Origin of the sequence: Micromonospora haikouensis, assembly GCF_000876225.1 — a bacterium.
Taxonomy (GTDB): Bacteria; Actinomycetota; Actinomycetes; order Mycobacteriales; family Micromonosporaceae; genus Micromonospora; species Micromonospora haikouensis.
Window position 1 is genome coordinate 2,902,774 of the sequence record NZ_JXSX01000001.1, and the last position, 14,453, is coordinate 2,917,226.

10 protein-coding genes are annotated in these 14,453 nt (G+C 73.8%); 2 read left to right on the forward strand and 8 right to left on the reverse strand.

What is annotated here, in order from left to right:
* Positions 1–47 precede the first annotated feature (47 nt).
* Positions 48–2,477 (reverse strand): Tex family protein, encoded by a 2,430-nt coding sequence (locus TK50_RS11995; protein ID WP_144420218.1) that lies wholly within the window; start codon positions 2,475–2,477, stop codon positions 48–50.
* Positions 2,478–2,591: 114 nt separating this feature from the next.
* Here TK50_RS11995 and TK50_RS12000 point away from each other — a divergent pair, with 114 nt between their 5' ends.
* Positions 2,592–4,103 carry a deoxyguanosinetriphosphate triphosphohydrolase family protein gene (locus TK50_RS12000; RefSeq protein WP_043964337.1) on the forward strand — a complete coding sequence of 504 codons (1,512 nt, stop codon included), beginning with the start codon at positions 2,592–2,594 and terminating at the stop codon, positions 4,101–4,103.
* Between the two features lie 59 nt (positions 4,104–4,162).
* Here TK50_RS12000 and TK50_RS12005 read toward each other — a convergent pair whose 3' ends face one another.
* The 7 genes from TK50_RS12005 to TK50_RS12035 all read right to left on the reverse strand — a co-directional run bounded on the left by TK50_RS12005 (position 4,163) and on the right by TK50_RS12035 (position 13,414).
* Positions 4,163–5,308 (reverse strand): MBL fold metallo-hydrolase, encoded by a 1,146-nt coding sequence (locus TK50_RS12005; protein WP_043962814.1) that lies wholly within the window; start codon positions 5,306–5,308, stop codon positions 4,163–4,165.
* A gap of 134 nt (positions 5,309–5,442) precedes the next feature.
* Complete coding sequence (locus TK50_RS12010; RefSeq protein WP_043962815.1) at positions 5,443–6,609, reverse strand: DegT/DnrJ/EryC1/StrS family aminotransferase; 1,167 nt, start codon at positions 6,607–6,609, stop codon at positions 5,443–5,445.
* A gap of 120 nt (positions 6,610–6,729) precedes the next feature.
* Positions 6,730–8,349, reverse strand: coding sequence for an SDR family NAD(P)-dependent oxidoreductase (locus tag TK50_RS33655; protein ID WP_082106264.1), 1,620 nt, complete (start codon positions 8,347–8,349; stop codon positions 6,730–6,732).
* Entirely contained in the window at positions 8,346–9,530 is a 1,185-nt protein-coding gene (locus tag TK50_RS12020) for a zinc-dependent alcohol dehydrogenase (RefSeq protein WP_043962816.1), read from the reverse strand. Before TK50_RS12020 ends, TK50_RS33655 begins: the two co-directional genes overlap by 4 nt.
* Before the next feature lie 496 nt (positions 9,531–10,026).
* The gene (locus TK50_RS12025) at positions 10,027–10,788 is read right to left on the reverse strand and encodes a succinate dehydrogenase/fumarate reductase iron-sulfur subunit (RefSeq protein WP_043962817.1); all 762 of its coding nucleotides are present in this window, start codon (positions 10,786–10,788) and stop codon (positions 10,027–10,029) included.
* Positions 10,785–12,722, reverse strand: coding sequence for a fumarate reductase/succinate dehydrogenase flavoprotein subunit (locus TK50_RS12030; protein ID WP_043962819.1), 1,938 nt, complete (start codon positions 12,720–12,722; stop codon positions 10,785–10,787). Before TK50_RS12030 ends, TK50_RS12025 begins: the two co-directional genes overlap by 4 nt.
* A 2-nt stretch (positions 12,723–12,724) precedes the next feature.
* The gene (locus TK50_RS12035) at positions 12,725–13,414 is read right to left on the reverse strand and encodes a succinate dehydrogenase cytochrome b subunit (protein ID WP_255699917.1); all 690 of its coding nucleotides are present in this window, start codon (positions 13,412–13,414) and stop codon (positions 12,725–12,727) included.
* A 71-nt stretch (positions 13,415–13,485) separates the two neighbouring features.
* Between TK50_RS12035 and TK50_RS12040 the strand changes: the two genes are divergently transcribed.
* Complete coding sequence (locus TK50_RS12040; protein WP_043962820.1) at positions 13,486–14,421, forward strand: LysR family transcriptional regulator; 936 nt, start codon at positions 13,486–13,488, stop codon at positions 14,419–14,421.
* Positions 14,422–14,453: the final 32 nt, after the last annotated feature.

The window sequence follows — 14,453 nt, forward strand, 5'->3', positions numbered from 1 at the left end:
CCGAGCCCGCCGGCCGTCGCCGAGGACAGTGACGGCCGGCGGGCTGGTCAGGCCAGTCCGGCGCGGCGCAGCGCGTCGGCCATCGCGTCGTTGGTCGGGGCAGGAGCCGACCCGGTCCGCCCCCGGCGCGGCTGCTGTGGGCCGCCCCGTCCGCTGCGCTGCTCCTGCCCGCCGCGCTGACCGTCCCGGCCGCCGCCCTGCCCGCTCTGGCCGTCCTGCGGGCCGACCGGCCGCCTGCCACGCGGGCGCTGCCCGCCCTCCGGGCCAACGCGCCCGGCCTCCGCGTCGTCCTCCAGCCGCAGCGTGAGCGAGATCCGCTTGCGCGGCACGTCGACGTCGAGCACCTTCACCCGGACCACGTCGCCGGACTTGACCACGTCGCGCGGGTCCTTGACGAACGTGCGGGACATCGCCGAGACGTGCACCAGGCCGTCCTGGTGCACGCCGACGTCGACGAACGCGCCGAACGCCGCCACGTTGGTGACCACGCCCTCCAGGATCATGCCGGGGGCCAGGTCGGAGATCTTCTCCACGCCATCGACGAACGTGGCGGTGCGGAACTCTGGGCGCGGATCCCGGCCGGGCTTCTCCAGCTCCGCCAGGATGTCGGTGACGGTGGGCAGGCCGAACGTGTCGTCGACGAAGTCGGTGGCCCGCAGCCCGCGCAGGATGGCGCTCTGCCCGATCAGGGAGCGCAGGTCCTGCCCGGTGCGGGTCAGGATCCGCCGCACCACCGGGTAGGCCTCCGGGTGCACGCTGGAGGAGTCGAGCGGGTCGTCGCCGCCGGGGATGCGCAGGAAGCCCGCGCACTGCTCGAACGCCTTCGGGCCGAGCCGGGACACCTTCTTCAGCTCGGCCCGGGACCGGAACGGGCCGTTGGCGTCGCGGTGCAGCACGATGTTCTCCGCCAGCCCCGCCCCGATGCCGGAGACCCGGGTGAGCAGCGGCGCGGAGGCGGTGTTGACGTCGACGCCGACCGCGTTCACGCAGTCCTCGACGACGGCGTCGAGGGAGCGGGAGAGCTTCACCTCGGACAGGTCGTGCTGGTATTGGCCCACGCCGATCGAGCGGGGGTCGATCTTGACCAGCTCGGCGAGCGGGTCCTGCAACCGGCGGGCGATGGAGACCGCGCCGCGCAGGGACACGTCCAGGCCCGGCAGCTCCTGGGAGGCGTACGCCGACGCCGAGTAGACCGAGGCGCCCGCCTCCGAGACGACCACCTTGGTCAGCGTCAGCTCCGGGTGCCGCTTGATCAGCTCGCCGGCGAGCTTGTCGGTCTCCCGGCTGGCGGTGCCGTTGCCGATGGCGATCAGCTCCACGCCGTGCGCCCCGGCCAGCCTCGCGAGGGTGTCGATCGAGGCGTCCCACTGCCGGCGTGGCTCGTGCGGGTAGATCGTGTCGGTGGCGACCACCTTGCCGGTGGCGTCGACCACCGCCACCTTGACCCCGGTGCGCAGGCCCGGGTCGAGGCCCATCGTCGGCCGGGTGCCGGCCGGCGCGGCGAGCAGCAGGTCGCGCAGGTTGGTGGCGAAGACCCGCACGGCCTCCTCCTCGGCCGCCTGCCACAGCCGCATCCGCAGGTCCGCTCCGAGGTGGATGAGGATCCGGGTGCGCCAGGCCCAGCGCACCGTGTCGGTCAGCCACCTGTCGCCGGGCCGCCCCTGGTCACTCACCCCGAACCGGCCGGCGATCGCCGCCTCGTAGCGGGTCGGACCGGTGACCGGGGTATCGGAGTCACCCTCGGCCTCCGGGTCCATCGTCAGGTCGAGCACGCCCTCCTTCTCGCCCCGGAACATCGCCAGGATCCGGTGCGAGGGCAGCTTCGCGTACGGCTCGGCGAAGTCGAAGTAATCGGAGAACTTCGCGCCGGCGGCCTCCTGGCCGTCGCGTACGCGGGAGACCAGCCGGCCCCGCGACCACATCTGCTCGCGCAGCGTGCCGATCAGGTCGGCGTCCTCGGCGAAGCGCTCCACCAGGATGGCCCGCGCGCCGTCCAGCGCGGCGGCGGCGTCGGCCACCCCCCTGTCGGCGTCGACGAAGCCGGCGGCCCGCTCCCTCGGCTCCTGGCCCGGGTCGGCCAGCAGCGCGTCGGCGAGGGGCTCCAGCCCGGCCTCGCGGGCGATCTGCGCCCGGGTGCGCCGCTTCGGCTTGAACGGCAGGTAGATGTCCTCCAGCCGGGACTTCGAGTCGGCCGCCATGATCTGCGCTTCCAGGGCCTCGTCGAGCTTGCCCTGGCCGCGGATGGACTCCAGCACCGCGGCGCGGCGCTCGTCCAGCTCGCGCAGGTAGCGCAGCCGCTCCTCCAGGGTGCGCAGCTGGGCGTCGTCGAGCAGGCCGGTGGCCTCCTTGCGGTAGCGGGCGATGAACGGCACGGTGGCGCCGCCGTCGAGCAGCTCCACGGCCGCCCGGACCTGACGTTCGGCGACGCCGAGCTCGTCGGCGATCCGCTGGTGCACAGACTGGGTCACGATCTTCATCCGCCTTCGTGTGGGTTCCGCCCTGCATTGTGCCGCCCGCCCCCGACGCCGCGCGGCACCCCCGCCGGGGCCGAGCCGACGTGCAGTGCCACCGGCTGCGCTAGCGTGGCGATCATGGAACATCCCGCTGACCCGCGGGCGCGGCGGCTCTTCGGCGGCAGCGCGCGGACCCTCGGCGACCTCGCCGCCAGCCCGTTCCGGGCCGACCGGGACCGGATCGTGGCCTCGCCCTTCTTCGCCCGGCTGGCCGGGGTCACCCAGGTGATCAGCCCCGGCGGCTCCGGCCTGCTGGTGCACAACCGGCTCACCCACAGCCTCAAGGTGGCCCAGGTCGCCCGCGCCATCGCCGAGCGGCTCACCGCCGACGGGCGGTGGCGGGACCTGCTGGCTTCCCTCGGCGGCTGCGACCCCGACGTGGTGGAGGCCGCCGCCCTCGCCCACGACCTCGGGCACCCGCCGTTCGGGCACCTCGGGGAGCGGGTGCTCGACCGGCTGGCCCGCCAGCGGCTGGGCCTCGCCGACGGCTTCGAGGGCAACGCCCAGTCGTACCGGATCGTCACCAGCACCGAGATCCGCGGTGCCGCGACCACCGGCCTGGACCTGACGGCGGCGGTCCGGGCGGCCCTGCTGAAGTACCCGTGGACCCGGCTGGACCACCCGGACCCGCACCCCCGGCACCTCGTCCCGCCGCCCCGGGGCGCCGCCGTGCCCGCCGACGACCCGGACAGCGGGTCGGCGAAGTTCGGCGCGTACCGCACGGAGCTGGCCGACCTGCGCCAGGCCCGGGAGCCGTTCGCCGGGCGGATCGCCGACTGGCAGCAGACCGTCGAGGCGTCGGTGATGGACACTGCCGACGACATCGCGTACGCCATCCACGACGTGGAGGACTTCTACCGGGTCGGGGTGCTCCAGCAGGGCGCCGTCGCCGCCGAGCTGATGGCCTGGCAGCGGGAGGGCGATCACCTGCGGGCGGTCACCGGCCCCGCGCTGGACGGGGTGGGCCGCCGGCCCGGGGCCGCCATCGAGCGGCTGCGCCGGCAGCTGCACCGCAAGGACGGCTGGATCGCCGACGACGAGGCGTTCGCCGCCGCCGTCGAGCACGTCCGGCAGGAACTGGTCGAGGGGCTGCTCGCGCTGCCGTTCGACGGCTCGATCGAGGCGGAGCAGTACGTGGCCCGGTTCTCCGCCCGGTGGACCACCCGGTTCGTCGACGCGATCACCGTGACGCAGGCCCCGTCGGTGCGCTCCGGGCACGTGCTGCTCGCCCCGGCCCAGTGGCACGAGGTGCAGGTGCTCAAGTTCGTCCACCACCGGTTCGTGCTGGCCCGCCCCGACCTGGCCCTGCACCAGCGGGGCCAGGCGCGGCTGCTCGGTACCCTCGTCGAGGCGCTGTGGGAGTGGCTGCTCGACCCGGAGGAGGAGTCCCGGTTGCCGCGTCGGCTGCACGACCTGGTCGAGCTGGCCGAGGCGGAGCTGCACCCGCGTACGCCGGACCGGGTCGGCCGGGCCCGGGGACGGGCGATCATCGACTTCGTCGCGCAGCTCACCGACGGCCAGGCGGTGGCGATGCTGGACGCGCTGTCGGGCCGCTCCGGCGCGCTGTGGACCGACGCCTTCGTGCTCTGACAGCGCGCTCAGGCTCTGCACGCACTCAGGCTCGGAGTGCGGTCAGGCTCGGAGTGCGGTCAGGCGATGGACTGCCACCAGCCGTCGACCGCCGGCGGGGCGTCGACGACCACCCGCTCGCCGGGGCGGGGCACCGCCAGCCGCACGTCGCGGGCCTTCGCCTCCGCCCACAGCCGGTCCACCGGCTCCGACCAGTCGTGCAGCGCCAGGTTGAACGTCGCCCAGTGCACCGGCAGGAGCAGCCCGCCGCGCAGGTCGAGGTGGGCGGCGACGGCTTCCTCCGGGAACATGTGGATGCTCGGCCACGCCCGGTCGTACGCGCCGATCTGCATCAGCGTCACGTCGAACGGGCCGTGCTCGGTGCCGATCTCGGCGTACCCGTCGAAGTAGCCGGAGTCGCCGGTGTAGAAGACCCGACGGTGGGCACCGGCCACCACCCACGAGCTCCACAGCGTGCCGTCGCGGCGTAGCCCACGGCCGGAGAAGTGCTGGGCGGCGGTCGCGGTGATCGTCAGCCCACCCACCCGGTGGCTCTCCGCCCAGTCCAGCTCGACGATCCGGTCCTCCGGCACGCCCCACCGCTCCAGGTGCGCCCCGACCCCCAGCGGCACCACGAACGGGGCGGACTGGCCGGCGGTCAACGCCCGCACGGTGGCCATGTCGAGGTGATCGTAATGGTCGTGGGAGATCATGATCGCGTCCACGGCGGGCAGCTCGTGCAGGCCCACCGGGGGCTCGTGCAGCCGGCGCGGCCCGACCAGCGCCGACGGCGAACACCGGTCGCTCCACACCGGGTCGACCAGCACCCGCCGACCCTCGATCTCGATGAGCGCGGAGGCGTGGCCGTACCAGACGACGCCCAGTTCGCGCTCGGTGGCGGCGGTGGCCGGCGGGTCGGCCGGGCGCACCAGCGGCACGGCGGCGGTCGGCCGGCGCTTCTGCTTGCCGAAGATCAGCTCGCGGACCAGGTTGCGGTCGGGCGCACCGGCCATCGTCCGGGTGCTCGCCCGGTTCCGGAAGGCGCCGTCGCGGAACTGCGGGGAGCGGGCCGCCCGCTCGGCGCGGGCCCCGCTGAGCCGCCCGCCGAGGGCGGCCGGCACGTCCCGGGCCACCCAGGCCAGGCCGACCAGGGCGGCGAGGCCGGCCGCGCCGCGCAGCCGCCGCGCCAGTGCCCGCTCGACCGCCCGTTCCGCTGGTGCCCTCATCGTGTCCCGCCCCCTCCGCAGGTGTCCCGCAGTACACCGTAGTCCGCCGCCGCCCCCGCGCGTGGGGTGCTGGTCGGCGCGGTCGCTGAGGTTCGGATCGCGGGACGGCAGGACGCCGGCGAAGATCCCCGCCCTTACCGGCGTCGGGTCAGGAACTCCTCCACGGCCCCGAAGACGCGGTCTGCCGTGGTGCCGACGAGAGTGGAGCCGCTCGGCAGCGAGATGCTGGTGGCGAAGAGCCGGTCGGCCGCGCCGGTGACCGCCGCGTGGTGGTGCAGGTGCGCCGGCTGTTGGTGCATGGGCTTGAACATGGGTCGACTCTCGATGTCGTGGGCAGCCAGGTGTCCGCCCAGCTCGTCCGCGCGCCAGCCGGCCGCTGCCGGCTCGACCACGAGCGAGGTCAGCCAGCAGTTCGAACCAGGGTGGCCGTCGCCCAGGATGCGGGTGCCGGGCACGGAGGCGAAGAGCTTGGCGTAGCGTTCCCGCACGGCCCGGCGCCGTTCGATCATCGCGTCGAGTCGGCGTAGCTGGGCCCTGCCGAGTGCCGCGAGGATGTTGCTCAGCCGGTAGTTGAAGCCGACCTCGCGGTGTTCGTAGTGGGCGACCGGCTCCCGGGCCTGGGTGGACAGTTGCCGTGCCCGGGCGATCAGTGCGGGGTCGTCGCAGACCAGCATGCCGCCGCTCGACGTGGTCAGGATCTTGTTGCCGTTGAACGAGAAGACGCCGAACTGGCCGAACGTGCCAGCGGCCCGCCCGCCGGACGTCGAGCCGAGGGCCTGCGCCGAGTCCTCGACGACCGGTACGCCCGCTGCGGCGCAGGCCGGCAGCAGCCGGTCGTAGTCGGCGCAGGTGCCGTTGAGGTCCACCGCCACGACCGCGGCGACGCGCCGGCCGCGTCGGGTGAGGTCGTCGAGCAGGTCGGACAGCAGGTCGACGTCGAGGTTACCGGTCGCCGGGTCGCAGTCGACGAAGACCGGTTCCGCGCCGGTGTACGTCACCGCGTTTGCCGTCGCGACGAACGTCAGGGTCGGCACCACGACGACCGATCCGGGCCCGGCCCCGACGCCCAGCAGCGCCAGGTGCAGCGCGGCGGTCCCGCTGCTGACCCCCACGGCGTGGCCGCAGCCCACCCGCGCGGCCAACTCGCGTTCGAAGGCGTCTAGGTCAGGCCCGGTCGGAGCCACCCATCCCGACCGCATCGCCGCGACGACGAGAGCCTCCTCGGCGGCGCCCACATCCGGCGGCGACAGATGAATGCGCCCGGTTGGCGCAAGCTGATCACCGCACTGTTGACCCACCATGCGGACCTCCGAGGCGACGGGGCAGAGACTTGGGCCCGCGTGCGTGCCACGTGTCGCGGACAATCCTTTAACCGTGCCGGGAGGAGGACGTTACGGATGTGCCTGCGGCCCGGCGGGGGATCAGCCGCCGTTGCTGGGCTGCCAGGCGGCCGCTCGGTGGGTGGGGCCGGCGCCGGCCAGCCCCGCGACGGCGGTCAGGAAGACGCGGCCCATCCGGGCCCGGGCCTGCACCGCCGGGTGGGTCGCGCCGAAGTCGTCCGCGCCGGCCTGCCCGTCGGCGAACAGGGCGTACGTCAGCACCGGCGCACCGGCGGCGTCGAAGACGATCCCGGCCTCGTGCCGGGCGGTGTCGAACCAGCCGGCCTTGGTGGCGACCCGGGCCCGCTCGGCCGAGGACATCTCGCGCCGCACCCCGTCGGTGAACGCGATGGGGGAGCGCAGCAGGCCGAGCAGGAACGCCGTCGAGGACGCCGACAGCAGCGTGCCGCTCACCAGCGCCCGCAGGAGGTCGTGCGTCTCCCGTGGGGTGCTGGTGCCGAGGTAGAACCGGTTCGGGTTGGCCACCGGCTGCACCTGCGTGTTCGGGAAGCCCTTCGCGACCAGGATCTGGTTCAGCTCGGCGGCCGGGCAGACCAGGCCGCAGAGCCGCACGGCGGTGTCGTCGGAGACCGTCAGCAGGGCCGCCAGGGCGTGCCCCAGGGTGACGCTGCTCGGGTACGCGCCGTCGAGGCTGAAGATCCCGTCCCCGCCGGGGATCACGATGGACGCGGTCACGTCGACCCGCTGGGCGAGCGTGAGCAGCCCTCGGTCGACCTTGTCCAGCACCGCCACGGCCACGGCGATCTTGTTGACGCTGTACGCCTCGATGCGCCGGTCCGCCTCGTCCGCGACGGCCACCAGCGGCGCGGCGGTGCCGTCGGCGACGCTCACGTAGGCCTGCCAGTTGCCCCCGGCCCGCGCGGTCTGCCGCGCGTAGCTCGCGGCGACCTGGGCGGCGGCCCGGGCGGGGGTGGTCGCCACCCGGGGCCGACCGGCGGCGGACGCGGGCGCGGCGGCGCCGAGCACCGTGCCGGCGGTGGCCACCGTGCCGATGCCCAGCGCGGCCCTGCGGTTCACTCTGATCGTCACTCGTCTCTCCCCGTGGGTGGTAGCGGATCGCCCGTCCCGCAACCGTATGGGAGGGCTTCGATTCCGGCCGCCCCGCACCGCCTCGCCGGCCGGGTTCGGCGCGAACACCACCCCGTCGTGCCGCCCCACCCGCCGGCGGCTCAACCCGGCGAGCCGCATCAGCGGCCCGACCAGCACGTCGTACACGCCGGGCAGCACGGTGAAGCCGAACCGCAGCACGAGGTTGGCCCGGCCCACCGACACCTCGCGGCGGGGGCGGTCGGCGCACGCCACGATGGCCCGGGCCACGCGTTCCGGCCCGCCGACCGGCGGCGGTGGGCGGCCGATCCGGCCCAGGTAGTTGGCGGCCTGCCGGTAGACCGGGGTGTCCACGCTGCCCTGGCTGACCAGGCAGACGTGCACCCCGGGGGCGTCCCGCCCCTCCTGCTGCAGGGCCCGCACCAACCCGGCGAGCGCCCGGCCGCCGGCGGCGAGGCACTCGGCGCGTACCTGCGCCAGGGTGGCCGGGGCGCGGGCGGCGAGGACCAGGCGGTCGCCGCGCGCGGCGAACTCCCGGGCCGCCGCCCGGCCGATCCCGCTGGTCGCGCCGGTGACGACGACCGTGCGGGTCACGGCGCGAGCACGACCTTGACGCAGCCGTCCTCCTTCTTCTGGAACATCTCGTACGCCTGCGGCGCGCGCGCCAGCGGCACCCGGTGGGTCCGCAGGTCCGCCACGCCCAGCGGGTCGTCGTCGCCGGCGAGCAGCGGGACGATCTCGTCGGTCCACCGGCGCACGTGGCACTGTCCCATCCGCAGCTGGGCGCCCCGGTCGAACATCTCCATCAGCGGCAGCGGGTCGACCTCGCCGCCGTAGACGCCGGAGATCGAGACGGTGCCGCCCCGGCGGACCGCCTTGAGGGCGGCCTTGAGCACGGTCAGCCGGTCCACGCCGGCCCGGTCGATCATCGCGTCGGCCAGCCGGTCCGGCAGCAGGCCGGCGGCGGTCTGGGCGAGCTTGCCGGAGGTGGAGCCGTGCGCCTCCATGCCGACGGCGTCGATCACGGCGTCGGGGCCGCGCCCATCGACCAGGTCGATCAGCGCGCCCGGCACGTCGTCGAGCCGGCTGACGTCGAGCGTCTCGACGCCGTGCCGGCGGGCCATCTCCAGCCGCTCCGGCACCAGGTCCAGGCCGATCACCCGGCCCGCGCCGAGGTGCCGGCCGATGCGGGCGCAGAACTGCCCGACCGGGCCGAGCCCGAACACGGCGAGCGTGCCGCCGGGCGGGGTGTCGGCGTACTTCACCGCCTGCCAGGCGGTGGGCAGGATGTCGGACAGGTACAGCCACCGCTCGTCCGGGCCGGTCTGCGGGACCTTGATCGGGCCGAACTGGGCGTGCGGCACCCGCAGGTACTCGGCCTGCCCGCCGGGCACCGACCCGTACAGCGAGGTGTAGCCGAACAGCGCCGCGCCCTTGCCCTCGGCGGTGACCTGGGTGGTCTCGCACTGGGCGTAGAGCTGCCGGTCGCACATCCAGCAGGCCCCGCAGGCGATGTTGAACGGGACCACGACCCGGTCGCCCGGCTTCAACCGGGTCACCCCGGTCCCGACCTCCTCGACGATGCCCATCGGCTCGTGGCCGAGGACGTCGCCGGGCTTGAGGTACGGCCCGAGCACCTCGTACAGGTGCAGGTCGGATCCGCAGATCGCGGTGGAGGTGATCCGGACGATCGCGTCCGTCGGCTCCTCGATGCGCGGGTCCGGGACGTCCTCGACCCGGACGTCCCGCCTGCCCTGCCAGGTCAGTGCCTTCATGCCCGCGTGTCCCCTCTTCGGCGTGCCGTCCCCGGACTGCTACCCGGCTCTCGCGGCTTGAACCGCTCCGATGGACTGCGGACCTGACGCGGGCGCGCTCGCGCGCTCGGGCAGGGCCGGGCAGGGCCGGGGAGGCCGGGGAGGCCGGGGAGGCGGGGGAGGGCGGGGCCTGGGGAGCTGAGGTCGTGGTGACTTCGGAGGCTAGGGAGCTGATGTCGTAGATGACTCGCGGCACGTCAGCGCGTCGGCACGCGACATCCGGCACCCGGCACCCGACGCCCGGCACTCGGCATCCGGCAGGCCGCACGCGGCGCGGCGGGATCCGGCACGCGGCGGGTCGCGGGTGTGATGTCGTAGCTGACTCAGCTCCCTAGGACCCGCGACAGGTGACGCTCCCCGTGGACTGCGGCAGCCGGGAACCAAGCCGGCCGCCGGCCCGGAGCGGGCGCGGCGGCCGGGGCACCGGCGTGACGGCGTGTCGGGGCGGGCGGCGGGGTCAGGAGCCGGGGGTGCCGCCCCGCTTGGCGGTGGCCGCCAGGTAGTCGCGGTTGAGCCGGCCGATGGTGTTCAGCGGGATGCCCTTCGGGCAGACCGCGGTGCACTCGCCGGTGTTGGTGCAGCCGCCGAAGCCCGCCTCGTCGTGCGCGTCGACCATGCCGACGACCCGGGTGTACCGCTCCGGCTGGCCCTGCGGCAGCAGCGAGAGCTGGGTGACCTTGGCGGCGGTGAACAGCATGCCGGAGCCGTTCGGGCAGGCCGCCACGCAGGCGCCGCAGCCGATGCAGGCGGCCGAGGAGAACGCGGCGTCGGCGTCGGCCTTGGCGACCGGCACCGAGTGGGCCTCGGGGGCGCTGCCGGTCGGCGCGGTGATGTACCCACCGGCGGCGATGATCTTGTCGAAGGCGCTCCGGTTGACCACCAGGTCCTTGATGACCGGGAAGGCCCGGGCCCGCCACGGCTCGATGTCGATCGTGTCGCCGTCGGAGAACTGCCGCATGTGCAGCTGGCAGGCGGTGGTGCCGCGCTGCGGGCCGTGCGCGTCACCGTTGATCATGAGACCGCACATGCCGCAGATGCCCTCGCGGCAGTCGTGGTCGAACGCCACCGGCTCCTCGCCGGAGAGGATCAGCCGCTCGTTGAGCACGTCGAGCATCTCCAGGAACGACATGTCGGGGGAGACGTCGTCGACCTGGTAGGTCACCATCCGGCCCTTGTCGGTGGGGCCGGACTGGCGCCAGATGCGCAGGGTCAGGTTCACTTGTAGCTCCGCTGCGTCGGGTGCACGTACTCGAACTTGAGGTCTTCCTTGTGCAGCACGGCGGGCTCGTCGCCGCCGGTGTACTCCCAGGCCGCCACGTACGCGAACCGGTCGTCGTCGCGCTGCGCCTCGCCGTCGGGGGTCTGGTGCTCGGCCCGGAAGTGGCCGCCGCAGGACTCCTCGCGGTGCAGGGCGTCGACGCACATCAGCTCGGCCAGCTCGAAGAAGTCGGCCACCCGGCCGGCCTTCTCCAGCGACTGGTTGAGCCCGTCGCCGTCGCCGGGGACGCGGACCCGCTTCCAGAACTCCTCGCGCAGCGCCCGGATCTCGTCGATCGCCTTGCGCAGCCCGGCCTCGCTGCGCTCCATGCCGCAGTGCTCCCACATGATCTGGCCCAGCTCGCGGTGGAACGAGTCGACCGTCCGGTCGCCGTCGACCGCGAGCAGCCGCCGGATCCGGTCCTCGACGTCGCGCCGCGCCGCCACGGCCTCCGGGTGGCTGGCGTCGACCCGCTCGAACGGGCCGGCCGCCAGGTAGTTGGCGATCGTGTTGGGCAGCACGAAGTAGCCGTCGGCGAGGCCCTGCATCAGCGCGGACGCGCCGAGCCGGTTCGCCCCGTGGTCGGAGAAGTTGGCCTCGCCGATGACGAACAGGCCGGGGATGGTCGACTGGAGGTCGTAGTCGACCCAGAGGCCGCCCATCGTGTAGTGCACGGCGGGGTAGATCCGCATCGGCACCTCGTACGGGTCCTCGCCGGTGATCCGCTCGTACATCTCGAAGAGGTTGCCGTACTTGGCCTCGATGGCCTTGCGGCCGAGGCGGTCGATGGCGTCGGCGAAGTCGAGGTAGACGCCGAGCCCGCCGGGGCCCACGCCGCGTCCGGCGTCGCAGACGTTCTTCGCCGCCCGGGAGGCGATGTCCCGGGGCACCAGGTTGCCGAAGGACGGGTAGATCCGTTCGAGGTAGTAGTCCCGCTCGTCCTCGCCGATGTCCTTCGGGCGGCGGTCGTCGCCCTTGGCCTTCGGCACCCACACCCGGCCGTCGTTGCGCAGCGACTCGCTCATCAGCGTCAGCTTCGACTGGTGGTCGCCCGAGACGGGGATGCAGGTCGGGTGGATCTGCGTGTAGCAGGGGTTGGCGAAGTACGCGCCCCTGCGGTGCGCCCGCCAGGTGGCGGTGACGTTGCAGCCCTTGGCGTTGGTGGAGAGGTAGAAGACGTTGCCGTAGCCACCGGAGGCCAGCACCACCGCGTCGGCGAACTCGCTGGTGATCTCGCCGGTGACCAGGTCCCGCACGACGATGCCCCGGGCCCGGCCGTCGACGACGATCAGCTCCAGCATCTCGTGGCGGGCGTTCATCTCCACGTTGCCCAGCCCGATCTGCCGCTCAAGGGCCTGGTACGCCCCGAGCAGGAGCTGCTGGCCCGTCTGGCCCCGCGCGTAGAAGGTGCGCTGCACCTGCGCGCCGCCGAAGGAGCGGGTGTCGAGCAGACCGCCGTACTCGCGGGCGAACGGCACGCCCTGAGCGACGCACTGGTCGATGATGTTGACCGAGACCTCGGCGAGCCGGTGCACGTTGGACTCGCGGGAGCGGAAGTCGCCGCCCTTGACGGTGTCGTAGAACAACCGGTGCACCGAGTCGCCGTCGTTGCGGTAGTTCTTGGCGGCGTTGATGCCGCCCTGCGCGGCGATCGAGTGGGCCCGGCGCGGGCTGTCCTGGTAGCAGTACGACCGGACCCGGTAGCCCTGCTCGGCGAGCGTGGCGGCGGCCGAGCCGCCGGCCAGGCCGGTGCCGACCACGATCACCGTCAGCTTGCGCCGGTTGGCCGGGTTGACCAGCTTGGCCTCGAAGCGGCGGCGGTCCCAGCGGGTCTCGATCGGCCCCTGCGGGGCCCGGGCGTCGGCGATCGGGTCGCCCTCGGTGAACAGGTCCATGGTCAGGCCACCAATCCGGTGAGTACGGCGAAGGGGACCACGAGATAGCCGGCGCAGAGCACGACGGCGAAGCCCAGCGCGGCGGCGCGCGCCCGGCGCTCCCCGGCGGGGGTCTGCTGGCCGAGGCTGCGGAACGCGCTGAACGCGCCGTGGCGCAGGTGGAAGCCGAGCGCCACGACCGCCAGGGTGTAGAAGAGGGTTACGTACCACCGCTCCGGTGCGAAGTCGGCGACCACGTTGCCGTACGGGTTGCCGGGGTCGCCCTGCGGGTTCAGGTGGCCGGTGGTCAGGTCCAGGATGTGGTAGATCACGAAGAGCAGGATGATCACGCCGCCCCAGCGCATCGTGCGGGCCGCGTAACTGCCGTTGACCTTCTTGCGGTGCGCGTACTTCACCGGGCGGGCGGCGCGGGCGCGCACCGCGAGCACCGTGGCGGCCCCGATGTGGGCCAGCACGGCCGCCAGCAGCGCGGTGCGCTGGATCCACAGGAACCAGGTCGAGGGCAGCAGCGGGGTGCCGATCTCGCGCAGCCAGTGCGCGTAGTGGTCGAACGCGGTCTCGCCCGTGAAGATCTTCAGGTTGCCGAGCATGTGCGCGACGAGGAACAGCACCAGCAGGATGCCCGTCACCGCCATGACGGCCTTCAGGCCGACGTTGGACCGGATGGGCGACCGGGATTTCGTGAGTACCACCTGACCGACGCTAGGAGACCAGGGATCAGTCGTCCAATGCATCGAACTCGCAGTGTCGATAGCCGTAGGCTATGCCGATGCAGCTGCACCAGCTCCGGTACTTCGTCGCCGTCGCGGAACTACGACATTTCACCCAAGCCGCCGACCTCGTCGGCATCACCCAGCCCTCGCTGAGTAAGCAAATTCACGCGCTGGAGACCAGCCTCGGGGCCCCGCTGTTCGAGCGGGTGCGGGGCCGGATCGCCCTCACCGCCGCCGGCGAGGTGCTGCTCCCGCTGGCCCGGCGCATCCTCGCCGACGTCGACACCGCCACCCGGGAGGTGCAGGAGCTGGTCGGGCTGCGGCGCGGCCGGGTCCGCCTCGGCGCCACCCCGAGCCTGGCCACCTCGCTCGCCCCGCCCGTGCTGCGCCGGTTCCGCGACGCCCACCCCGCCGTCGACCTGCGGGTGGAGGAGGGTGGCTCGCAGGACCTCGTCCGCGACCTGCTGCGCGGCGACCTCGACCTCGCGCTGATCATCATGCCCGCCCAGGGCGCGGACCCAGGGCTGCACGCCGAGGAGATCCTGCGGGAGAGCCTGGTGGTGGCCTCGCTGGCCGAGGTGCCCGGCACCTCGGCCGCCGGCGAGCTGCGGGTCACCGATCTGCGGGGCCAGCCCCTGGTGATGTTCCGGGAGGGCTACGACCTGCGTGACGCCACCCTCCAGGCGTGTCGGGAGGCCGGCTTCGAGCCCACCCTGTCGGTCGACGGCGGCGAGATGGACGCCGTGCTCAGCTTCGTCGAGGCGGGGCTCGGGGTGGCGCTGGTGCCCGGCATGGTGGTGGCCCGCCGGCCCGGCGTCCGGGTCACCCGGCTGGCCCCGCCCGGCGTCCGCCGGACCATCGCCGTGGCCCGACGTCGCGACGTGGAGCCCACCCACGCCGGCCGCGAGCTGCGCCGCATCCTCCTGGAGTACGTCCGCACGGCCACCGAGCAGGACGACCTGCCACCCGGCGTGGAACCGCGCTGACCCGTCGCCCGTCCTCTCGTCACCACGACTGG

What these genes read in the sequence shown, in the direction of transcription:
- TK50_RS12005 (WP_043962814.1), bottom strand. Translation starts at nt 5,308, where the DNA reads ATGAGGGCACCAGCGGAACGGGCGGTCGAGCGGGCACTGGCGCGGCGG.
- TK50_RS12000 (WP_043964337.1), top strand. Translation starts at nt 2,592, where the DNA reads ATGGAACATCCCGCTGACCCGCGGGCGCGGCGGCTCTTCGGCGGCAGC.
- TK50_RS12010 (WP_043962815.1), bottom strand. Translation starts at nt 6,609, where the DNA reads ATGGTGGGTCAACAGTGCGGTGATCAGCTTGCGCCAACCGGGCGCATT.
- TK50_RS12040 (WP_043962820.1), top strand. Translation starts at nt 13,486, where the DNA reads ATGCCGATGCAGCTGCACCAGCTCCGGTACTTCGTCGCCGTCGCGGAA.
- TK50_RS11995 (WP_144420218.1), bottom strand. Translation starts at nt 2,477, where the DNA reads ATGAAGATCGTGACCCAGTCTGTGCACCAGCGGATCGCCGACGAGCTC.
- TK50_RS12020 (WP_043962816.1), bottom strand. Translation starts at nt 9,530, where the DNA reads ATGAAGGCACTGACCTGGCAGGGCAGGCGGGACGTCCGGGTCGAGGAC.
- TK50_RS12030 (WP_043962819.1), bottom strand. Translation starts at nt 12,722, where the DNA reads ATGGACCTGTTCACCGAGGGCGACCCGATCGCCGACGCCCGGGCCCCG.